The organism is Micromonospora sp. DT227 (assembly GCF_049841835.1).
Lineage (GTDB): Bacteria > Actinomycetota > Actinomycetes > Mycobacteriales > Micromonosporaceae > Micromonospora.
Genome location: NZ_JBNCLA010000004.1, coordinates 384,783 through 406,084 on the forward strand (window position 1 = coordinate 384,783; position 21,302 = coordinate 406,084).

General features: G+C 73.6%; 16 protein-coding genes and 1 pseudogene. 9 read left to right on the plus strand and 8 right to left on the minus strand.

What is annotated here, in order from left to right; genetic code table 11:
* Positions 1 to 2: 2 nt before the first annotated feature.
* Positions 3 to 1,442 (minus strand): cryptochrome/photolyase family protein, encoded by a 1,440-nt coding sequence (locus ACLQ2W_RS16830; protein WP_425787234.1) that lies wholly within the window; start codon positions 1,440 to 1,442, stop codon positions 3 to 5.
* Between the two features lie 54 nt (positions 1,443 to 1,496).
* Positions 1,497 to 2,051: a winged helix-turn-helix domain-containing protein gene (locus ACLQ2W_RS16835; RefSeq protein WP_425787235.1), complete on the minus strand. Its 555-nt coding sequence runs from the start codon at positions 2,049 to 2,051 to the stop codon at positions 1,497 to 1,499.
* 258 nt (positions 2,052 to 2,309) lie between these two features.
* Between ACLQ2W_RS16835 and ACLQ2W_RS16840 the strand changes: the two genes are divergently transcribed.
* Positions 2,310 to 6,701 (plus strand): S8 family serine peptidase, encoded by a 4,392-nt coding sequence (locus tag ACLQ2W_RS16840; protein WP_425787236.1) that lies wholly within the window; start codon positions 2,310 to 2,312, stop codon positions 6,699 to 6,701.
* 157 nt (positions 6,702 to 6,858) lie between these two features.
* On the opposite strand, the gene ACLQ2W_RS16845 is transcribed toward ACLQ2W_RS16840, so the two are convergent.
* The gene (locus tag ACLQ2W_RS16845) at positions 6,859 to 7,596 is read right to left on the minus strand and encodes a winged helix-turn-helix domain-containing protein (protein WP_425787237.1); all 738 of its coding nucleotides are present in this window, start codon (positions 7,594 to 7,596) and stop codon (positions 6,859 to 6,861) included.
* Positions 7,597 to 7,927: 331 nt separating this feature from the next.
* On the opposite strand from ACLQ2W_RS16845, the pseudogene ACLQ2W_RS16850 reads away from it, so the two are divergent.
* Positions 7,928 to 8,161: pseudogene (locus ACLQ2W_RS16850) on the plus strand (hypothetical protein); the annotation flags it as partial.
* A gap of 30 nt (positions 8,162 to 8,191) precedes the next feature.
* Here ACLQ2W_RS16850 and ACLQ2W_RS16855 read toward each other — a convergent pair.
* Together ACLQ2W_RS16855 and ACLQ2W_RS16860 are read right to left on the minus strand one after the other, a co-directional pair.
* Complete coding sequence (locus ACLQ2W_RS16855; RefSeq protein ID WP_425787238.1) at positions 8,192 to 9,202, minus strand: sigma-70 family RNA polymerase sigma factor; 1,011 nt, start codon at positions 9,200 to 9,202, stop codon at positions 8,192 to 8,194.
* A gap of 70 nt (positions 9,203 to 9,272) precedes the next feature.
* Positions 9,273 to 10,256 (minus strand): FAD-binding oxidoreductase, encoded by a 984-nt coding sequence (locus ACLQ2W_RS16860; protein WP_425787239.1) that lies wholly within the window; start codon positions 10,254 to 10,256, stop codon positions 9,273 to 9,275.
* Positions 10,257 to 10,553: 297 nt separating this feature from the next.
* Between ACLQ2W_RS16860 and ACLQ2W_RS16865 the strand changes: the two genes are divergently transcribed.
* From ACLQ2W_RS16865 to ACLQ2W_RS16890, 6 genes are all read left to right on the plus strand, one after another.
* Entirely contained in the window at positions 10,554 to 11,435 is an 882-nt protein-coding gene (locus tag ACLQ2W_RS16865) for a helix-turn-helix domain-containing protein (protein ID WP_425787240.1), read from the plus strand.
* 4 nt (positions 11,436 to 11,439) lie between these two features.
* Positions 11,440 to 11,622 (plus strand): DUF397 domain-containing protein, encoded by a 183-nt coding sequence (locus ACLQ2W_RS16870; protein WP_425787433.1) that lies wholly within the window; start codon positions 11,440 to 11,442, stop codon positions 11,620 to 11,622.
* Positions 11,623 to 11,860: 238 nt separating this feature from the next.
* Entirely contained in the window at positions 11,861 to 15,031 is a 3,171-nt protein-coding gene (locus ACLQ2W_RS16875; protein WP_425787241.1) for a hypothetical protein, read from the plus strand.
* A gap of 60 nt (positions 15,032 to 15,091) precedes the next feature.
* Positions 15,092 to 15,652 carry a hypothetical protein gene (locus tag ACLQ2W_RS16880; protein ID WP_425787242.1) on the plus strand — a complete coding sequence of 187 codons (561 nt, stop codon included), beginning with the start codon at positions 15,092 to 15,094 and terminating at the stop codon, positions 15,650 to 15,652.
* A complete protein-coding gene (locus tag ACLQ2W_RS16885) occupies positions 15,649 to 16,329 on the plus strand; it encodes an HAD family hydrolase (RefSeq protein WP_425787243.1) in 681 nt (226 codons plus the stop codon). The genes ACLQ2W_RS16880 and ACLQ2W_RS16885 overlap by 4 nt, the downstream gene beginning before the upstream one ends.
* The gene (locus ACLQ2W_RS16890) at positions 16,326 to 16,766 is read left to right on the plus strand and encodes a VOC family protein (protein WP_425787244.1); all 441 of its coding nucleotides are present in this window, start codon (positions 16,326 to 16,328) and stop codon (positions 16,764 to 16,766) included. The genes ACLQ2W_RS16885 and ACLQ2W_RS16890 overlap by 4 nt, the downstream gene beginning before the upstream one ends.
* Before the next feature lie 94 nt (positions 16,767 to 16,860).
* On the opposite strand, the gene ACLQ2W_RS16895 is transcribed toward ACLQ2W_RS16890, so the two are convergent.
* Complete coding sequence (locus ACLQ2W_RS16895; protein WP_425787245.1) at positions 16,861 to 17,805, minus strand: FAD-dependent oxidoreductase; 945 nt, start codon at positions 17,803 to 17,805, stop codon at positions 16,861 to 16,863.
* 114 nt (positions 17,806 to 17,919) lie between these two features.
* On the opposite strand from ACLQ2W_RS16895, the gene ACLQ2W_RS16900 reads away from it, so the two are divergent.
* Positions 17,920 to 18,816 carry a LysR family transcriptional regulator gene (locus ACLQ2W_RS16900; RefSeq protein WP_405093348.1) on the plus strand — a complete coding sequence of 299 codons (897 nt, stop codon included), beginning with the start codon at positions 17,920 to 17,922 and terminating at the stop codon, positions 18,814 to 18,816.
* Positions 18,817 to 18,831: 15 nt separating this feature from the next.
* On the opposite strand, the gene ACLQ2W_RS16905 is transcribed toward ACLQ2W_RS16900, so the two are convergent.
* Together ACLQ2W_RS16905 and ACLQ2W_RS16910 are read right to left on the minus strand one after the other, a co-directional pair.
* Positions 18,832 to 20,070, minus strand: a complete 1,239-nt coding sequence (locus ACLQ2W_RS16905; RefSeq protein ID WP_425787246.1) for a DUF2201 family putative metallopeptidase — start codon at positions 20,068 to 20,070, stop codon at positions 18,832 to 18,834.
* Positions 20,067 to 21,299: an AAA family ATPase gene (locus tag ACLQ2W_RS16910; protein ID WP_425787247.1), complete on the minus strand. Its 1,233-nt coding sequence runs from the start codon at positions 21,297 to 21,299 to the stop codon at positions 20,067 to 20,069. Before ACLQ2W_RS16910 ends, ACLQ2W_RS16905 begins: the two co-directional genes overlap by 4 nt.
* Positions 21,300 to 21,302 lie beyond the last annotated feature (3 nt).

The following is a 21,302-nucleotide window of genomic DNA, read 5'->3' on the forward strand; positions in this document are numbered from 1 at the left end:
GCTCAGGGCGCCTCGTCGGCGCGTTTCTCCTCCTGGGCCAGCACCGCGTCGCGCCGCTGCGGGTCGGTGCGCGCGGCCAGGTCGGCGGCGAGCCGCGGGTCACCGGCGAGCCGTTCCCGGTTGCGGTGCAGGAACGCCTCGAACCCACCGGTGTACGGGCACGCGTCGTCGCCGAGCACCTGCTTCGGCACGTACCGGCAGCCGCCGCAGTGGTCGCCGATCCGGTTCAGGTGACCGCCGTCGAACACCCACGGTTTGGTGTCGATGCGGGCCAGGTCGGCGTACTGGCTCATGCCGATGACGGTGGCGTTCATGACCCAGTCGGTGCCGTCGACGAAGCTGCGCCGGAACCAGTCGGCCAGCTCGGCGGCGCGCCAGCCGCGTTGCAGGCCGTAGTTGGCCAGCACGGTCAGCCGCGCGGTCTGGTGCGCCCAGCCGGTGTCCCGGACGCCGGCCAGCACGTCGGCCAGGCAGCGGGCCTCCACCGCGTCCGCGTCGAGCCGGTCGAACCACTCCGGCAACGGCCGGGTGGCGGCGAGCCAGTCGGCGCCCCGGAAGCGCGGATCGAAGTACCAGTAGAGCTGCCACAGGAACTCCCGCCAGCCGAACAGGCCGCGCACGAAGCGGTGCACCGCCGCCGGCGGCGCGGTCCCGGCGCGGCCGGCGCGCTCGGCGGCGCGGATCGCCGGTTCCGGGTCGAGCAGGCCGAGGTTGAACGAGGACGACAGCACGCTGTGCGCGAGCAGCCCGTCGGCGTCGCTCAGCACGCCCTCGCTGTCGGCGTACGCGGACAGCCGGTGGTCGAGGAAGTGCGCGAGCCGGGCCTGCGCCTCGGCGTGCGTGGCCGGGTAACGGCGCGGGGCGTCCCGACCGACGAAGCGGATCCCCTCGGCCTGCCAACGGTCGAGGTCCCGGCGCACCGCCGCGTCGATGTCGTCCTCGACGATCGGCGGCGGTGGCGGCACGTCGGTCGGCGGCCGGCGACGGGACCGGCCGGCCGGGGCGGGCAGGTCCCGCAGCACGTCGTGCCGGTCCCGCGCGTACCGGTAGAAGTCGGCCATCCGCAGCCGGCCCCGCCGGGTGTCGGCCCAGGCCGCGAAGTCGGCGCGGTCGGTCACGAAGCCGCGCGGCGGCAGCACGGCCAACCCGTCGACGGTACGCGCGAACGCGAGCGCCGCCCGCGACGACGGGTGCACCACCTCGGCCGGTTCGCCCAGGTCGGTGAGGGCCGTCCGGAACGTGTCGGCGCGCACCAGCCGGGCCCGGTCGCCGAGTTCGGCGGCCCGGTGCCGCAGCGCCGACAGGATCAGGTGCGCCTTCTGCCGGTGCATCGGGCGGGCGGCGAACAGGGTTCGGCTCTCCACCAGCAGGACGCGTTGCGCGTCGTCGTCGAGGAAGTGGGGACCGAGCTGGTCCGCCAGGAGCCAACGCCAGCGTGCCATCTCCCGATACTGCCCTTTCTCGCCAGATGGAATCCTGTGTGGACGGTCATCGCGTCATCCGCCCCGCACCCGGGGGCCACGGTGGTCGGTGAGCCGCAGCCCGACGCCGCGCACCGCGACGATGGTGACGCCGGTGCCCAGCTCGCCGAGCTTACGGCGCAACCGCTTGACCAAGGACTGCACGTCGGCGCGGCGCTGGGTCGGCGCGTCGTGCCAGACCGCGTGACGCAGCTCCGGGTAGCTCCACACGCGTACCGGCTCGGTGGTCAGGCAGGCCAGCAGGTCGCGCTCCAGCCGGGTCAGGGCGACCTCCCGGCCGGCCCAGCGGGCGGTGGACCGGGCCACGTCGATCACCAGCGCGCCGTCGGGCGGGGACCCCGCCGCCTCCGGATGCGTGGACGCCGGCCGCCGCCTACCATCCTCCTCGGGAGCAATCACCTCGCGCAGCTCGTCCAGGTCGGCGACCAGCAGCAGCGGCGCCACACCGCCCAGCAGCTCGGTGAGCCGGAGCCGTTCGGCGGGCGACGGTGTCACGCCGATGACAAGCGAGAAGTGGTGCCCCGCCGGGTCGGTGCCGGGGGACGTCGCGTCCGGGTCGTCCGTCGTCACGCCGCCCCCCACCGTGACAGTGACTGTCAACCGGGTCACCGAGTCGGGGACCTGTTGGTGACAAGTTGCTTACGTACGGTCATTGATCGCCCGTTGGTGTCGATCATAGTGTCCACTCGGGTGGCCGGCGTAGACCCGCACGGCGCCCAGGGGGCCTGGGGGGTTCGTTTCAAACCGGTGTGACCAGTCGGGAGCGCAGTCTCCTGGCCCTTCTGTCGTGGCTCGATCAAGCGCGGGTCATCGGAGGAGGCAGCACCGATGCTGAGACGTCCACACCGAACGGGACTGGCCGGGCGGCTGGTGAGCGCGGGCACCGCCCTGCTGCTCGCCGCGACCGCGCTGGCCGCCACCGGCGCCCCGGCGCAGGCGCAGACCGGCGCCGGCGCGACGGCCGGCGACAAGATCCGTCCCGAACTGACCCGGCAGCTCCAGGGCAAGAGCGAGGGCGACTTCTGGATCCACTTCGGCGACCAGGCCGACCTGGGCAAGGCCGGCGCGGTCAAGGACTGGAACCAGCGGGGCGCGGCGGTCGCCGCGGCCCTCAAGAAGACCGCCGCCGAGAGCCAGGCGAAGATCCGCGCCGAGCTGGACCGCTCGGGCACGAAGTACCAGACGTTCTGGGCCACCAACGCCATCAAGGTGACCGGCGGGTCGCTGACCATGGCGCAGAACTTCGCCGCCCACACCGAGGTGGACGGCATCTACGCGCCGGTGGAGTACAAGCTGCCGGAGACCACCCCGGGCACCGACCAGAAGTCGACGAACGCCCTGGAGTGGGGCATCGCCAACATCAACGCCGACGACGTCTGGTCCCAGTACGGCGTCAAGGGCGCCGGCATCACCGTGGCCAGCATCGACAGCGGTGTCCAGTTCGACCACCCGGCGCTGGTGAACGCGTACCGGGGCAACAACGGCGACGGCACGTTCGACCACAACTACAACTGGTACGACGCGGCCGGCGAGTGCGACGACGGGCCGTGCGACTCCGACGGGCACGGCACCCACACCATGGGCACCATGGCCGGCTCGGACGGCGCCAACCAGATCGGCGTCGCCCCCGAGGTCAAGTGGATCGCCGCGAACGGGTGCTGCCCGACCGACGCCGCGCTGATCTCCTCCGGCCAGTGGATGCTGGAGCCCACCGACCTGGCCGGCGAGAACCCGGACGCCAGCAAGCGGCCCAACATCATCAACAACTCGTGGGGCACCACGCAGCCGTCCAACGAGCCGTTCATGGAGGACGTCACCGACGCGTGGACCGCGTCCGGCATCTTCGGTGTCTGGTCCAACGGCAACAACGGTCCGGCCTGCCAGACCAGCGGCTCGCCGGGCAGCCTGGCCAGCAACTACTCGGCCGGCGCGTACGACATCAACAACAACATCGCCAGCTTCTCGTCCCGGGGCACCGGGCAGAACGGCGAGATCAAGCCGAACATCTCCGCCCCCGGCGTCAACGTCCGCTCCAGCGTGCCGGACAACTCGTACGCCAGCATCAGCGGCACCTCGATGGCGGCGCCGCACCTGGCCGGCGCGATCGCGCTGCTCTGGTCCGCGGCGCCCACGCTTGTCGGTGACGTCGCCGGGACGCGCGCGCTGCTCGACGGCGCGGCGGTCGACAAGGCCGACACGCAGTGCGGCGGCACCGCGGACGACAACAACGTCTACGGCGAGGGCCGCCTGGACGCGCTCGCGCTGCTCGCCGCCGCCCCGATCGGCGACAACGGCACGCTGGCCGGCAAGGTCACCGACGCGGCCGGCGCCGCGGTCGCCGGCGCGACGGTCACCCTGACCGGCGCGGCGGACCGGACGCTGACCACCGGCGCCGACGGCACCTACTCCTCGCTGCTGCCCGCCGGCGACTACCAGGTGGTGGTCTCCGCGTTCGGGTACGCGAGCCGCACGCTGACCGCGACCGTCACCAAGAACACCACCACCACGCTCGACGTGGTGCTCACCGCGGTGCCGAGCGTCACGGTCAGCGGGCAGGTCACCGACGGGTCGGGGCACGGCTGGCCGCTCTACGCGAAGGTGAGCGTGGCGGGCACGCCGATCTCGGACTACACCACGCCGGCCACCGGTCGCTACAGCCTGAAGGTGCCGGCCGGGTCGACCTACCGGCTCACGATCGAGCCGCAGTACGCCGGCTACCTCACGGTCACCAAGGAGGTCACGGTCGGCACCGGCAACCTGACCGCGAACGTCGCGGTGCCGGCAGACCCGGAGAAGTGCGCCACCGCCCCCGGCTACACGGTCAGCTCGGACGGCGAGTACGAGACGTTCGACGGCACCGGCGTGCCGGACGGCTGGTCGGTGGTGGACAACGCCGGCTCCGGCCAGGTCTGGGAGTTCACCGACGCCGGTGAACGCGGCAACCTGACCGGCGGCAGCGGCCGTTTCGCCATCATCGACAGCGACAACTACGGCAACGGCGGGAAGCAGGACACCTCGCTGGTCAGCCCGGTGGTCGACCTGACCGGGGTGAGCACGCCGGTGATCCGGTTCAACCAGGACTACAACTGGCTGAACAGCGACCGCGCGGACGTCGACCTGAGCCTCGACGGCGGCACCACCTGGAGCAACGTGCTCCGGCAGGCGGCCGACGTACGCGGCAAGGTGACCGAGGTGCCGATCCCGCAGGCGGCGAACCAGTCGCAGGTGCGGGTCCGCTTCCACTACTACGACGCGAGTTGGGAGTGGTGGTGGGAGGTCGACAACGTGCTGATCGGCAGCAAGCTCGTCTGCAAGCCGGTCGACGGCGGCCTGGTGCTCGGCCACGTGCGCGACAAGAACGACAACAGCTACGTCAACGGCGCCACGGTGACCAGCCAGGACCGCCCGGCGGAGAAGGCCACCACGGTCGCCACCCCGGACGACACCGAGCTGCCCGACGGCTTCTACTGGATGTTCTCGTCGCTGACCGGCACGCACCCGTTCACCGCCAGCGCCGGCAACTACGTGAGCCAGACCAAGCAGGTCACGGTCGAGACGGACTGGGCCACCACTGCGACGTTCCAACTGGCCGCCGGCCGGCTGTCGGTGCAGCCGACGTCGCTGACCGGGACGGCCCGGATGCCCAGCGGCAAGGTCAGCAAGACGTTCACCGTCACCAACACCGGCGGCGCGCCGGTCGACGTCGAGTTCAGCGAGCGTGACGGCGGGTTCGTGCTGCAACGCGCCGACGGGTCCCGGCTCTCCGAGCAGGCGCTGCTCGGCTCGACCGGCGCACCGGCGCAGCGGTTGACCGCGGCGACGTCGTTCGCGGCCCGCTCGTCCGGCAGGTCCTCGACGTCGGTCGCGCCGGCCGGTCCCCAGGCCGACCCGTGGACCGCCATCCCGGGCTACCCGGCGAACGTGATGGACAACCGGGTCGTCACCGTCGACGGCAAGGTCTACTCCATCGGTGGCGGCGACGGCACCACGTCCAGCGCGAAGAACTACCGGTACGACCCGATCGCGCAGACCTGGACCGCCATCGCCGACCTGCCCGGCGCCCGTACCGCGATGACGGTCGGCGTGATCGACGGCAAGATCGTCGCCACCGGCGGCTGGGGCGCCTCCGGCCCGGACGGCGCCACCTGGTCGTACGACCCGGCGGCGAACACCTGGACCGCGAAGGCGAGCAACCCGGCGCCCCGGTCGGCCGCCGGCCAGGCCGTCGCGGGCGGCAAGCTGTACGCGATCGGTGGCTGCACCACGGCGAGCTGCCTGCCGATGTCCAACTCGGTCGTCCGGTACGACCCGGGCGCCAACACCTGGGAGACTCTGCCCGCCTACCCGAAGTCGGTGGCGTTCCTGTCCTGCGGCGGGATCGACGGCACCGTCTACTGCACCGGCGGCAACGACGGCACGAACTCGCAGAAGGCCGGCTACGCGTTCGACCCGGGCGCCAACGCCTGGACCGCCATCGCCGACGCGCCGGCCGACAACTGGGCCTCCTCGTACGCGGTGGCGAACGGCAAGTTGCTGGTCGTCGGCGGGTCGCAGGGCGGCGCCATCACCAACGCCGGTTTCGCGTACGACCCGGCGACCAGCTCCTGGGCCAACCTGCCCAACGCCAACGCGCCCCGCTACCGGGGCGGCGCGGCCTGCGGGTTCTACAAGGTCGGCGGCTCGTCGGGCGGCTTCACGGCCACCAAGGACAGCGAGGTCCTGCCCGGCTTCTCCGAGTGCGCCGAGGTGGCGGCCGACGTGAGCTGGTTGACCGTCGACAAGTCGAAGGTGACGCTGGCACCTGGCGCGAAGGTCACGGTCACGGTCGGCATGACCGCGAACGTGGACCAGCCGGGCACGTACTCGGCGTCCATCGTGATCAAGGAGAACACCCCGTACACGGTGGCGCCGGTGGCGGTCACCATGGTCGCGCAGCCGCCGACCACCTGGGGCAAGCTGTCCGGCACGGTCTCCGGCAAGAGCTGCCAGGGCGTCACCGCCCCGCTGCCGGGCGCGACCGTGCAGGTCGACTCCTGGGCGAGCTCCTACACGTTCACCACCGACGCCGACGGCCGGTACGCCTACTGGATGGACCGGCGCAACAACCCGCTCACGCTGATCGTCGCCAAGGACGGCTGGAAGCCCCAGACCCGTCCGACGAAGATCAACTCCACCACCCCCACGGTCGAGGACTTCACCCTCTCCCCCACCCGCTGCTGACCCAGCCATGAAGGGACGGCCCGCCCGGCGCTCCGCGCCGGGCGGGCCGTCCCTCGTCCACCTCGATCTTGCACTTCCGGCCCAGGCAAGACGCGCGAAAGGGGCAACTCGGGGACCACAAGTGCAAGATCGCGGGAAGAGTCAGGGGGTCAGGGGGTCAGGGGGTCAGGCGGAAGCCGACGCCTCGGACGGCGTGGATCGTGGTCGGGGCGTTCAGGCGGGCCAGCTTGTGCCGGATGCGGCGGACCACGGAGTGCATGTCGGAGCCCCGGCCGAGGTGGTCGTTGCCCCAGACGGCACGGTGCAGGCGGGCGTACGTCCACACCTGGCCCGGGATGCCGGCGAGGCAGACCAACAGGTCGTGCTCCAGCGGCGTCAGCCCGACCTCCCGCTCCCGCCAGCGCAGCACCCGCCGGTCGGAGTCCACGGCCAACTCCGGCCCGGACGAGTCGACCGGCGACCGGTCCGCCCCCTCGGCCGACGACGCGGCCGGGGAACCGACGGGCGGGTCGGCCGATGAATCGAGCGGAGATCCGGTCGGGGGAACGACGGGCAGCCCGGCCGACGGATCGAGCGGGTACCTGGCCGGGGAACCGGCCGACGGGTCGACCGATCTGGCCGACGGGTCGACCGACGGGGCCGGCGTCCCGGTCCGGGAATCAGCCCGTGGGGCCGGCGTCCCGGTGCGGGGGTCGGCCGGCACGTCGCCGTCAGGGGCGGGGCTGACGGCCGGCCGCGGGACCGCCGGGCGGCGGACCAGGTCGAGGAACCGGCGCGCCTGATGGGCACTGGAGACGATCAGGAACGTCTCGGTGCCGCCCAGCAGTTGGGCGAGTTGCCGGCGTTCGGCCGCCGTGGACGCGATGCCGATGACCAAGGACGGGATCACGGTCATCCGTTCCCACCTTTCCGGCAGGCTGGGGCGCAGCGCCGGCAATTACCGCGACATTTTCGACGCGGCCGGATCGAGCCGACCACCGGGCGTGGAGCGTTGCGGCGCACCTGGTGCGGAGACGGCCTGAAGCGTGCTGGAGCTGCGGGTTCGTGAGGCTACGGGGCGAGCTACCGGGGATCATATAGCCGCCCAACGATGATTGGTATAGCAGTTAACGTCGATGTAACTGCGTTCGGCGAGATGACCGGCGGAAATTGCGGCCGGTCGGCACGCGTCCGAGAAGGACTCGGGTCGGCGTACGCCGCCGGGCCGGTGGATCCGGCCGGAGCCGATGAGAATCCGGGCGTACGCCGGTCTGATCCGCGTGACCACCCTCGTGTTCCGCCTGCCCGGCACGACGCCGACCCGCGCGGACGTCGCGGTCCGCTGCGCCGAGTTGGCGGAGACGTTACGGGGCCGCGACCGGGGCGTGGTGATCTGCGACGTGGCCGCGGTGACCCGACCCGACCTGGTCACCATCGAGACGCTGGCCCGGCTCCGGCTGACCGCCAAGCGGTTCGGGTGGCGGTGGGAGACCCGCGGGGCCGGTCCGGCCCTACGCGACCTGGCCGGCCTGCTGGGGCTCGCCGACACCCTCGTCGAGGCGGTCCGGCAGGCCGAAGAGCGGGAACAGTCGCTCGGTGTCGAGGAAGTGGTTGAGCGAGGTGATCCGGCCGCCGGAGAGCCCCACCACGATCAGCGACCAGGGCACGTGCCCTGAGCCGGGGCCGGGCCGGTACTGCCCGAACGCCGGCATGCCGTTGGCCGCCACCGGCACCAGCCGGGATCCCCGGCAGCCGTGACCCGTGCCGGTCATCCACGCCGTGATGTGGTCGGGGCCGCGCAGCCACAACGGCACCGGCGGCATGGACAGCGTCGCGTCCTCGTGCAGCAGCTCGGTGAGCGCCGTGAGGTCGTACGACTCGAACGCGCGCACGTAGCGGGCCAGCAGCGCCTGCTGCTCCTCGTCCAGCGGCCGGCGCACGTCGGTGTCGGCGCCGGTCGACGCGAGCGTGGCCCGCGCCCGTTGCAGCGCGCTGTTGACGCTCGCCGCCGACGTGTCGAGCAGGTCCGCGACCTCCTGGGCCGACCAGGCCAGCACCTCGCGCAGGATGAGCACGGCCCGCTGCTTCGGCGGGAGGTGCTGCAACGCCGCGACAAGCGCCAGCCGGACCGACTCCCGTCCGGCGATCACGTCGGCCGGGTCGCCGGACTCGGCGAGGACCCGGTCGTCCGGCACCGGGCCCATCCAGATCTGCTCCGGGCGCGGTTCGCCGGGATGGGCGGCGGTGCCGCTGCCGGCGGGACCGAGATCCATCGGCCGGATCCGGCGCTGCGCGCTGGCGGTCATGTTCAGGCAGACGTTCGTGGCGATCCGGTACAGCCAGGTCCGTAACGCGGAGCGCCCCTCGAACCGGTCGAAGTTGCGCCAGGCCCGGACGAAGGTGTCCTGCACCGCGTCCTCGGCCTCGAAGGCCGAGCCCAGCATCCGGTAGCAGTAGCCGGTCAGCTCCGACCGGTACGCCTCGAGTTGCGCCTCGACGGGGACGCTCGCCACTTCGCTCACACGTTCGAAACTAGCCCACTCGCTGCGCGAACGCGAACACGCACGACGCGAGTTGACATCCGGACGGCCGTCACCGTTCCCCGATCGTCGGTAGGTGCAGGTGGTCGGCGGGCACCCCCGCGATGGTGAGCCAGCGACGGGCTGCCGTGTTCATGGCGGGTGGGCCGCAGACGTGGACGTGGTGGCCGGGCCGGTGGTGGTGGATGGCCAGCGCGATGGCGGTGCCCTGCTCGGCGGGGGCGGCCTCGGGGTCGTCGGAGAAGGCGGGCACGATGGTCAGCCAGTCGTGGGCCTGTTGGAGCTTGTCCAGGGCGATGGCGTCGTAGACGTCGGCGAACGTGCGCGCGCCGAGGACGAGCGTCACTCGCCTGCGGTGCGGCTGCTCGGCGACCTGCTCGGTGAGGGCGCGCAGCGGTGCCAGGCCGGTGCCACCGGCCACCAGCAGCACATCATCGGTGCCGTCGGTCAGTTCCAGGCCGGTGTCGGCGGGTGCGCCAAGGTGCAGCAGGTCCCCGGGGCGCACCTCCTCGACGAGGCTACGTGAGACAGCCCCGCCGGGGACGGCACGGACGTGGAACTCCAGCGTGCCGTCCGGGCGGGGCGCGTTGGCCGGCGACAGCCACCGCCACCGTCCCGGGTGGCCTGACGTGCACACCGGCACCGCCTGACCGGGCCGGAACGGCAGCCGCCGCCACGGTCGTACCGTCAACACCGCGACGCCATCGACGGCGCGGTCGTGGTCGACCACCTCGGCCGGCCACCAGGCCGGGCCGTCGCCCACCCGCGCCGCGGTCCGCTCGACCAGCCGCCACACCCGCCACCACCGCACACCGGGCAACGCGCCGCCGATCACCGCCGCGTGCCAGGGTCGCAAACCAAGACTGCGGTACGCGCAGCCGAGCACCCGCAGCGACGCCAGGCGTGCCGACCGGTCGTCGCCACCGTCGAGCAGTCGCAGCAGCGAGGCGTGCAGCAGTGGCGCATCCGCCTCCGGCAGCAACCCGGGACAGCGGTTCTCGACCGCCGCCCAGAACCGGCCGGCCCCGTCGGTCACGGCAGCAGCCCGACGTCGACACCCGCCGCCTGATCCCACCCGGCGGCGCGGACGTGGTGCGGGAGCAGACGGTTCGCGGTCATGTGGATCATCACGTCTCCTCTGTCGACTGGGGACCGACATCGGGGCGGGCACCGGGATGAGGTTCCGGAACAGGTGCCCGCCCCGGGCGGGCGCCGCCGCGTCACGACAGGCGCCCCACGATGGTCAATTCGGTGCTGGCCGGAGGCAATGTTTTGCCGCAGAATGCGAACCAAGGGATGAGGTGCCTTACGCGACAACAGCAAAGGAGATGACGTGGACGACTCGGGAAGCACCGTCCCGCGTAGGCAACTCGGCAGATATTTGAGAGAAATTCGCGAAGGCGCGCACATCACGGTGAGCGCGGCGGCCAAGGAACTGGAATGGTCGACGCCCCGGATCTGGCGTTACGAAACAGGCCAGGTCCCCATGCATCCGAATGACGTGGAGGCGATGTGCCGGGTGTACGGCGCGTCCCGCGAAACGATCGAGACGATGCGGGCGCTGGCCCGCGAGACCAAGGCCCACGGCTGGTGGCACAGCTACGGCGAGGCGGTCAAGGACTGGTTCAAGCTGTACGTCGGGCTGGAATCCGCCGCCACCAAGATTCGGAAGTACGAGGCCAATCTGGTGCCGGGCCTGTTGCAGACCGTCGAGTACATGAACGAGGTGATCGCCACCGACAATCCACAGCTGAGTGAGGCCGAGCGACAGGCAAAGGCAGACGTGCGGTTACGCCGACAGCGACTGCTGGCACGCGCGGTGCCCCGAGCGCCCTACCTCGACGTCATCCTTGGCGAGCCGGTGCTGCGTCGGCCCCTACGCGATCCGGCCGCGATGGTCCGACAGCTCGATTCTCTGGTGGTGGCCGGTCAGCGGCACAACATCGGCATTCGCGTGCTTCCGCTCAGCGCCGGCCTTTATCGCTGGGCGGCGGCGGGGACGTTCACCATGCTCGACTTCCCGACCGACGTGCGGAAGCAGGAACCGACCACCATCTACATGGACGGGCCGTGCGGTGCCGTCTACCTTGACAAGCCGTACGAGATCCAGACCTACGAGGACGCGTGGCGTTCACTCGGTGAGCGGGCGCTCGACGCGGACGAGTCCCGTGAGCTGATCACGGAGATCGCGAAGGAGATGACCCATGGGACGTGACGGGATCTGGCGCAAGTCCTCCCGGTCCGGCGGCGAGGGCGACTGCGTCGAGGTGGCGGGGTTCGCCGACTCGGTGGGCGTGCGCGACACCAAGGATCGACGAGGGCCGGCGTTGAGCTTCGACCCGGCGAGCTGGACCCGGTTCGTGGCGGCCACCCGCACCGGCCGGTTCGACAACCTGCCGTGAAGCGGTGACGGCGAGTCGGGCGGGCAGATTCTCTGCCCGCCCGCACCGGCGAACGGCCCACCGCACGGTGGATCAGCGACACGTCGCCGTTGAACAGCGAGCCGACTCCCATCCCACGAGATTGCCGTTCCACATCATCGGATTCGTATAGATCTTGGAAGAAAACGGCCCCGATGGGGGCCCAAACGTTCCAAGATCTCCCGTCCGGCGAGCGGGCCGCCGCCACTACGATGCGAGCGTGGCTCAGGTTCGGGGTCCGTACCCGTTGGTCGCCGCCGTCGTGGTGGTGCTGCTGCTCGGCGCGGGCGTGGCCTGGGGCGTCGACGGCGCGCTGGGGTTGAGCCACACCCCCGCCGATGTGCCACCCGAGACGGCCGTGGCCGCGCCGCCCCGAGCGCCGGCTCCGGTGCCACCGCTGGCCTCGATCGTCGTGGCGGACCAGCTCCGCACGACCAAGGCCGCCACGGCGGTCGCCGCCGCGCTCGCCGCCCGGGGCCGCTCCCGCCCCAAGATCACCCTGACCACGCCGGACGGCACGACTCCGGACGGCACGCCCTCGGGCGGCACGACTCCGGACGGCACGACGCCGGACGGCACGACGCCGGACGGCACGGCCTCGGGCGGCACGGCCCCGGGCGCGGGGGCGGCACCGCCGCCGGACCTGTCGGCGGTGACGACGCTGCGGGCGGAGCTGCGGGCCGGCGACGCGCCGGAGGCGTACCGGATCGACGCCCGCGCGACGGAGCTGACCGTCACCGGGGACCTGGCGGGCGTCACGGCCGGGCTCTACCGGCTGGCCGACCGCATCCGCTCCGGCGCCGAGGTGCTGCCGGCGGCGGAGGCCGGCCGGCCGGTGACGCCCCGGTTGGGGCTGCGACTGACCGACGCGGGCTCGGTGGGGCGCGAACCGGACCGGGCGGCGTTCGCGGCCGGCGACGACTACCGCCTCAACACCGACATCGTCTCGCCCGCGGTGCTGCCCCGGGCGCCGTGGGTGGACGCCGCGGCGGTGGCCCGCATCGACGCGCAGTTCCGGCAGTTCGTCGACCACGCGGTGGCGCAGGGCTACAACGGCGTGGTGGTGCCCGGCTTCCTGGAGTACGTGACGTTCGCCGGTGTCGGCGACGGGCACGCGGTCTACCCGGCCGGCGACCCGCACGTCGACCGGGCCCGCGCGATGGTCGCGGCGTTCGGGCCGATCCTCCGGTACGCCGACCAGATGGGCCTGCGCGTCTTCCTGCTCACCGACATGCTCGCGGTGTCGCCGCCGCTGGAGGCGTACCTGGACCGGACCGTGGGCGGGCTGGACACCACCGACCCCCGGCTCTGGGCGGTCTACCGGGCCGGGCTGGCCGAGCTGTTCGCGAGCATGCCGTTCGTCGCCGGCCTGATGGTCCGCGTCGGCGAGGGCGGCGAGGTGTACGCGGGCAGCGGCTGGGACTACGGCTCGAAGCTCGCGGTCACCACCGCCGAGGGTGTGCGCGCGATGCTTCGGGCGCTGCTCGACACCGCGGCCACGGTCGACAAGGAGGTCATCTTCCGCACCTGGACGGTGGGCGTGGGCGCGGTCGGTGACCTGCACACCAACCCCGACGCGTACGCCGAGGTGCTGGGCGGGTTCGACGATCCGCACCTGATCGTGTCCACCAAGTACACGCTCGGCGACTTCTACAGCCACCTGCCGTTGAACACCACGCTGCGCGTCGGCGCGCACCGGCGGATCGTGGAGTTCCAGGCGCGGCGCGAGTTCGAGGGGTTCGGCGCGCTGCCCAACGACCTCGGCCCGCTGCACCGGGCGGCGCTGCGCGCGTTCCTCGCCGCGAACCCGCACGTCGAGGGCGTGTGGAACTGGACCCAGGACGGCGGGCCGCTGCGCGCCGGGCCGATGTCGCTCTACCTGCGCGCCGGCTTCTGGCAGCTCTACGACCTGAACACGTACGCGGTGGCGCGGCTGGCCTGGGACCCGGACGCCGATCCGGCGCAGGTGACGGCGGACTGGGCGTACCGGACGTTCTCCGCCGACCCGGCCACGGTCGCGGCGATCGGGCGGGCCATGGCGCTGTCCCGGGCCGCGGTCACCACCGGCCTCTACATCGGCCCGTACGCGGACACGTCGGTGCGGGCGCTCGGGCTGGAACCGCCGCCGATGATGTGGATCTTCGAGTGGGACATCCCGACCGGTGACTCCGCGGCGCTGGACAGCATCTACGCGGTCACCGGCGACCGGGTCGACGCGGCGGTCGCCGAGGGCGGCGCGGCGGTCGCCACCGCCCGGCGGATGCGGGAGCTGGTGGCCGGCACCGACCCGGCCACGTGGCGCGACGCCGCGCTGCGCGCGCGCTTCGTCGACACGCTCGACTACCAGGTGGACCTGTTCGTGACGCTGGCCGCCTACCGGACCATGGTGCTGCGGCACGCGCAGTGGCTGGACACCGGTTCCGGCACCGCGTACGCGCAGTGGCGGTCGGCCGCCGGCGACTACCGCGAGGCGCGGGACCGGCACCGGCAGCGCTACGGCGGGGACGTCGACCTGCCGGCGTACCGCTTCACGGCGGCCGACCTCGGCGCGCAGCGGGCGGACCGCGACCCGGCGATGGCCTGGGCGGCGCGGACGCTGCTGGTCCTGGTCGTGGCCGTGGTGGCGCTCGGGCTGCGCGGGCGCGGGCCGGGCGGCGCGGCGGCGCGGGCGCTGCTGGTCGGCGCGTTGCGGCCGTGGCGGGTGGCGGCGCTGCCGGTGCCGTCGGCCCGGCTGGACCGGGTGCTGGTCTGGTTGGTCCCGGCCGGAGTGCTGGTGGCGAGCCGGCTGGTGTTCACCTGGTTCGCCGCCCCCGCGCACCTGCTGGTCACGCTCGGCGGGTGGGCGTTGTTCGCGCTGGTGGCACGCCTGGCGGTGGGTCGGCGGGACCCGTTCGGGCTGTGGGCGGTCCTCGGCGGCGTGGCGCTGCTGCGCAGCGTGCTGCTGCTGGCGGTGCTGGCCGGGCGCGGGCCGGGCGGCTACTGGTTCGTGTTCTGGGCCGAGCCGGCCCGCCGGTCGGTCTACCTCACCGTGGCGGTGGCGGCGTTCTGCTGGCTGTTCGTGGCGACCGCGCTGGTGCTGCGCGACAGGTACGGCATGCGCCGCCGGCGGGCCGCCGGGCTGACGCTCACCGCCGCCGGGGTGCCGCTCGCGGTGCTGGCCGGGCTGGTCGCGTGGATCGGCCCGGAGCGGGCGCTGACCGTCTGGAACGACCAGATGGCGTTGCTGCCGTGGGGGCTGTCCCGGATCCTCGGCATCACCGTCTACCTGGGCATCCCGACGGGCCTGGCCGGCTGGGCCGCCGGGGTCGGCGCGGTGCTGGCCGCCGCCGGGCTGCTGCTGTCGGTTCGTCGGCGCGCTTACGGGTCACCGGTGGGTCAGGAGCACCGGTGAGGCCCCGACAGCGGCGCAATCCCGTCGCGTCCCCGGTGTGCCCGGTGCGACCATGTCGACATGCGTAAGATCCCCACGCTGTTCCGCCGTGACCCCGAGGACCGCCGACGCGTCCTCGACGAGGTCGACCCCGAGTGCCGGTGGGTGCTCGACGGCGAGGGCGTCGCCACCCGCAAGTACGACGGCACCTGCGTGCTGCTCGACACCGACGGCACGTGGTGGGCGCGGCGCGAGGTGAAGCCCGGCAAGGCCCAGCCGCCCGGCTACCGACCGGTCATGACCGACGGGACCACCGGCAAGACCGCCGGTTGGGAGCCGATCGCCCGGTCGTCGTTCGCGAAGTACCACGCCGAGGCCCTGGCCGCGCACGCGGGCGAGCCCCGCCCCGGCACCTTCGAGCTGATCGGCCCCAAGATCAACGGCAACCCCGAGGGGGTACGCGGACACGCGCTCGTCGCGCACGCCGACGCCGACCGGCTGGACGTTCCGCGCGACGCGGCCGGCCTGCGCGAGTGGCTGCTGGCGCACCCCGCGTACGAGGGCGTCGTCTGGCACCATCCGGACGGTCGCCGCGCCAAGCTCAAGCGCCGCGACGTCACCGGACCGGAACAACCCGCATGATCGAGGCGGTCTTCTTCGACGTCGGGGGGACGATCCTCGACGAGTCGCGCGAGTTCGCGGACTGGGCGGACTGGCTCGGCGTGCCCCGGCACACGTTCTCCGCCGTCCTCGGCGCGGTGATCGCCCGAGGGCAGGACTGGCAGGAGGCGTTCCGGACCTTCCGGCCCGACTTCGACCTGGCGACCGAGTTGGCGCGTCGGGCCGCCGCCGGCCGGCCGGAGTCGTTCGACGAGGAGGATCTGTACCCGGACGCGCGACCCTGCCTGACCGCGCTGAAGGATCAGGGACTGCGCGTCGGCCTGGCCGGCAACCAGCCGGCCCACGCCGAGGCGAGCCTGCGCGCGCTCGACCTTCCGGTGGACGTGATCGGCACGTCGCACGGCTGGGGCGTGGCGAAGCCGGCGCCGGCGTTCTTCGCGCGGCTCGTCCGCGAGGCCAACCATGACCCGTCGTCCATCCTGTACGTCGGCGACCGGCCCGACAACGACGCGGGCGCGGCCATGGCGGCGGGCATGCCGGCGTGCCTGATCCGGCGCGGCCCGTGGGGTCACATCCTCGACCTGCCGGCCGTGGCGCAGCGCTGCCTGTTCCGGATCGGGTCGCTCGACGAACTGCCGGGCCTGGTCGCGGCACACAACGCCGGCCGTCGGTCCGACGTTCTACCCTCGGGGACATGACGATTCAGCGCATGGACAACGTCGGCATCGTCGTCGACGACCTCGACGCCGCCGTCGCGTTCTTCACCGCACTCGGCATGGAGCTGGAAGGCCGGATGCCGATCGAGGGAAGCTGGGCGGGGAAGGTCGTCGGGCTCGACGACATGCGCAGCGAGATCGCGATGATGCGGATCCCGGGCGCGCCGGGCCGGCTCGAACTGGCGACGTACCACTCGCCGCGGGCGATCGTGCCCGAGCCCAGCGTCACCCCGGCCAACACGCGGGGCCTGCACCGCGTCATGTTCGCCGTCGACGACATCGAGGACACGCTCGCCCGGCTCCGCCCGCACGGCGCGGAACTCGTCGGCGAGGTGACGCGCTTCGAGGACAGTTTCCTGCTCTGCTACCTGCGTGGGCCGAGCGGCATCATCGTCGCGCTGGCCGAGCACCTGAACTGAGTCGCTTACGCTCTCAGGTCGACAGGGCGCCGAGGGGCTCCTCAGTCGCCGGCCAACTCCGGGAAGGTCCGCGCCCCACGCAGCGGCCGGAGCGTCAGCCCGCCAGGGCCAGGTCGGCGACCTCGGCCGCGCAGCCCCAGGACAGCGTCACCCCGGCCCCGCCGTGCCCGTACGCGTGCACCAGCCGCCCACCGCCGGGATCCCGCTCGACCCGGGGCCCGCCGTGCCGGACCGGTCGCAACCCGATCCGCTCCCCCAGCACCGGCGCGTCCGCCAACCGTGGCACCAGGGCGACGCAGCGACGCCGGATCGCCGCCGCCGTCTCCGGGTCCGGCCGGGTGTGCCCCACCCCGGGCTGGTAGGTGCCGCCGAGCACCACGTCGTGCCGGCGCGGGTGCACGTACGTGACGCCGGCCGGGTCGTCCTCGTCGCGTACCGAGACGGTCAGGCCGGGGTTCGCCACCAGCACGATGTGCCCGCGCGCCGGGTGCACGGCCGGGTCGGCGGCGAGCCGGCCGGCGGCCAGGCCGGTCGCGTTGACCACGGTCGGCGCGATCTCGTACGCCTCGGCGAGCGTGTCCAGCGCACGCCTGACGATCCGGCCGCCACCGGCCGCCACCTGCCGGTGCAGCCAGGTCAGGTAGCGGTTCATCTCCACCGTCGGCGCGGTGAACCGCAGCAGCGCGGTGTACGGCGGCCGGGCCGGCTCGACCACCAGGTCACCGCAGGCGTCGGCCCACCAGGGCGGCCCGGCGTACGGGCGGCGCAACCACATCCGGGTCGGCCGGTCCACCACCCCGGGCACCCCGTCGGCGGCCTGGCGGCGCAGCTCGGCGTGAGTGTCCCGGGCCCAGCGCAGCACCCGCGGGTCCGCCTCCGTGTGGCTCGGGTACCAGACCGCCGCGGCCACCGTGGACACCGTGTCCGCCGGGTCGTCGGCGGTCAGCACGGTGACCCGCGCGCCGCGCCGCTGAAGCGTGACCGCCGCGGTCATCCCGATCACCCCGCCGCCGACCACCACCACGTCCGCTGTCGCCATGGTCCGCTCCCCTCGCCCGTACCGTCGATGTGTTGCCGATGGTGACCCCCGGGAGACGGTGCCGTCCAAGACGGATCGGACCGGCGGCGATAAGCGGCGCTTATGATGGGTGGCATGGTCGAGGCCCCGGGCGCCTGGTCGGACCTGCGCCGGCTGCGCTCGTTCGTGGTGCTCGCCGACGAGCTGCACTTCACCCGCGCGGCGGCCCGGCTGCGCATCGCCCAGCCCGCGCTCAGCCAGCAGATCCGCGCCCTGGAACGGCAGCTCGGCGTGCCGCTGGTGCACCGCACCAGCCGGGGCTGCACGCTGACCGAGGTCGGCGCCCGGGTCGCCGACGAGGCCGCCCGGCTGCTCGCCGAGGTGGACGCCGCCACCGCCCGCATCCGCGACCTGGCGCGCGGCCGGGGTGGTCGGCTGCGGTTGGCGTACACCCGGTCGGCGCGCGGCGGCCGGGTCGACACGCTGATCGCCCGGTTCCGGGCCGCCCACCCCGGCGTCGAGGTGGTGTCCGAGACGGCGTGGACCGCGCCGAACGTGGCCGGCCTGCTCGCCGGCCGGCTGGACGCGGCGTTCGTCCGGCCACCGGTGGACGAGCCGGCGCTGGCCTGCCGCACGGTCGACACCGAGGAGCTGCTGCTGGCGTTGCCGGCGGGCCACCCGCTGGCCGCCGGCCGCCGCCGGATCGGCCGGGCCGAGGTGGTCGACCTGCCGGCGGTGATGTGGCCACGGGAGAACGGGCCCGGCATGTTCGACCGGACCATCGCCCAGGTGTGGCCGCGCGGCGGCTTCCGGCTGGTCCGGCACGAACCGGACGACGAGCAGTTGCTGCGCGCGGTGGCGGAGGGCGACGTGGTCGCGGCCGTGCCGGCCGGTCGGGCGCGGGCGTTGCGCCTGCCCGGCGTACGGCTGCGCCGGTTCGCCGCCCCGACGCCCACCGTGGACGTCGGGCTGGCCTGGCCGGTGGACAGCACCAACCCGGCGCTGCACGCGCTGCTGGCGCTGCTCGACTGAACCGGACCGCCGCGCTCACCGGCCAGGGGAACCGATGGTCACCACCCGCGCCCAGTCCGGCGGCGAGACCGGCACGTGATCCGGGTCCTGCTCGCTCCACCGCACCGGCCGGGGAAACAGGCCCACCACGGTCCGGCAGGAGGGCCGGGTGGCGGGCCAGGGCGTCTGCCCGTCGGTCAGCACGACGACGACGTCCGGGCGCCGGGCGTCCCGCAGCGCCCGCGCGAATCCGGTACGCAGGTCCGTCCCGCCGCCGCCGACCAGTGGGAGGTCCTCGGCCCGGCACAGCGTCAGCACCCGGTGCGCGGCGGCGTCGCAGGGCAGCACGGTGACCAGGTCACGGCGTCCGCCCACGGCCCGGGCGATCGCGGCGACCTCCAGCAGCGCGCTGCCCAGTTCGGTGTCGCTGACCGAGCCGGAGGTGTCGACGACCACGCAGACGCGCGGTGGCCGGCGGCGCAGCGCCGGCAGGACCACACCGGGTACCCCGGCCGAGCGCCGCGACGGCCGACCGTAGGTGTAGTCGTCGCCCGCCCCGGAGGCCGAGACCGCGGAACGGACGGCGGCGCCCAGCAGCTCCCGCCACGGCTGCGGCGGATGGAACACCTCCTCCGCCCACCGCCGCCAGCCCCTCGGCGCGGTCCCGGGCCGGCCGGTGATCCCCTCGGCCACCCGGAACCGCACCGCGTCCCGTTCCTGCTCGGTGAGCCCGTGCGCGCCGTCCGGTCCCAGGTCCCACGCCCGGTCCAGGCCGTCGGCGCCGCTGCCGCAGTCCAGCCAGGCCAGATGCTGGGTGAGCGGTCCGAGCCGGAACTGGCGCAGGTACTCCTCCATCAACTGCCCCTCGGGCAGGCGCAGGCAGCCGGGCTCGACGACGTCCGCCGGCCGGACCAGCCCGTCGCCGTACGCGTCGTCGTTGATCTCGCAGTCCGCGGCGATGTTGACCCGCAGCCGTTCCGCGGCCCCGGTCAGCCCGTGCTCCCGGAGAAACCGGTCACCCCGGCCGTGGTGGTCCCGCAGCAGGTGGGACACCTCGTGCACCCACACGGCGGCGAGGTCCGCCACCGGCGTACGGGCCACGAACAGCGGCGAGACGTAGCAGCGCCAGTGCCGGTCCACGGCCATCGTGGGCACCCGGCGGGACTCGACCACGTGCAGCGCGAACAGCGCGGTGGCCAGATAGGGGCGGACCCGCGCCGCGTACAGGCGGGCGGTGAGCAGCTTGTCCCGGTCGAGGACGACGGTGGCGCTCATCGGCCGGCCGCGACCCGGGCCGCCGTCGCGTCGGCGGCCCGGGACAGCGACGCCACCGGGGTGAGGCGGTCGATCACCGGCGGGACGTCCCAGTCCTCGCGGCGGAGCCGGGCCAGCGTGGCGGCGGGCACGACCACCAGGTCCGGGGCGCCGGTCTCCGCCGCCCGGCCGAGCAGCGTCCAGGCCGCGTCCCACCGGGCGCGTTCCGGGCGTCGACGGACCGCCTCCACCACCGCGTCCAGCACGGCCTGGCGCAGGTCACCCCGCTCGGGCAGGGCGGCGGCGAGCGGATCGGCCAACACCTCCTCCGGGTCGGGCAGGTCCATCCGGTCCAGGCTGGCCAGCAGCTCCAGCCCCGGTCCGTCGCCCACCGCGCCGCGGACCAGCGCGGACAGCACGTCCCGGGAGGTGTCCGCGGCGGCGGCGAACGCGATCAGCCGCAGCGCCATCTCCCAGCTACGCGGCGAGGGCCACGCGCCGCCCCGGCCGGCCTCGCTGGTCGGCAACCGGTGCACAAGCGTCGGGCGGGCCGACAGCAGCGTGCACACCGCGCGGCGGGCGTGTTCGACGGCACCGGCCAGCCGCGCCGGGTCGAGCCGGGGCAGGGCCGCCCGGGGCCAGGTGCCGCCGAGACCGCGGACGACGACCTCGTGGTCGTGGCTCCACTGGAGATGGACGAACCGGTTGGCCAACGGCGGGCTCAGCTCCCAGCCGTCGGCGGCCGAGGTACGCGGGTTGGCGGCGGCCACGATCCGGACCCCGGGCGGCAGGCGCAGGCTGCCGACGCGTCGTTCCAGCACGAGGCGGAGCAGTGCCGCCTGCACCGCGGGCGGGGCGGTCGACAGTTCGTCCAGGAACAGCAGTCCCCGGCCGGCGTGGACCAGGCGCACCGCCCAGTCCGGCGGCGCCATCGGCACGCCCTGGTTGGCCGGGTCGTCGCCGACGACCGGCAGACCGGCGAAGTCGGACGGTTCGTGCACACTGGCGATCACCGTGGTCAGCGGCAGATCCAGGGAGGCGGCGAGCTGGGTCAACGCGGCCGTCTTGCCGATCCCCGGCGCGCCCCAGAGCAGCACCGGCAGGTCGGCGGCCACGGCCAGCGTCAGCGCCTCCAGTTGCGGGTCGGGCCGCAGCTCGGTGGCGCTGGTCCCGAGCAGGGCGATCAGGTCGGCGGCGACATCGAGCTGCGCCGGCGGGTGGGTGTCGGTCCGGATGACGGCAGGGGGCATGGG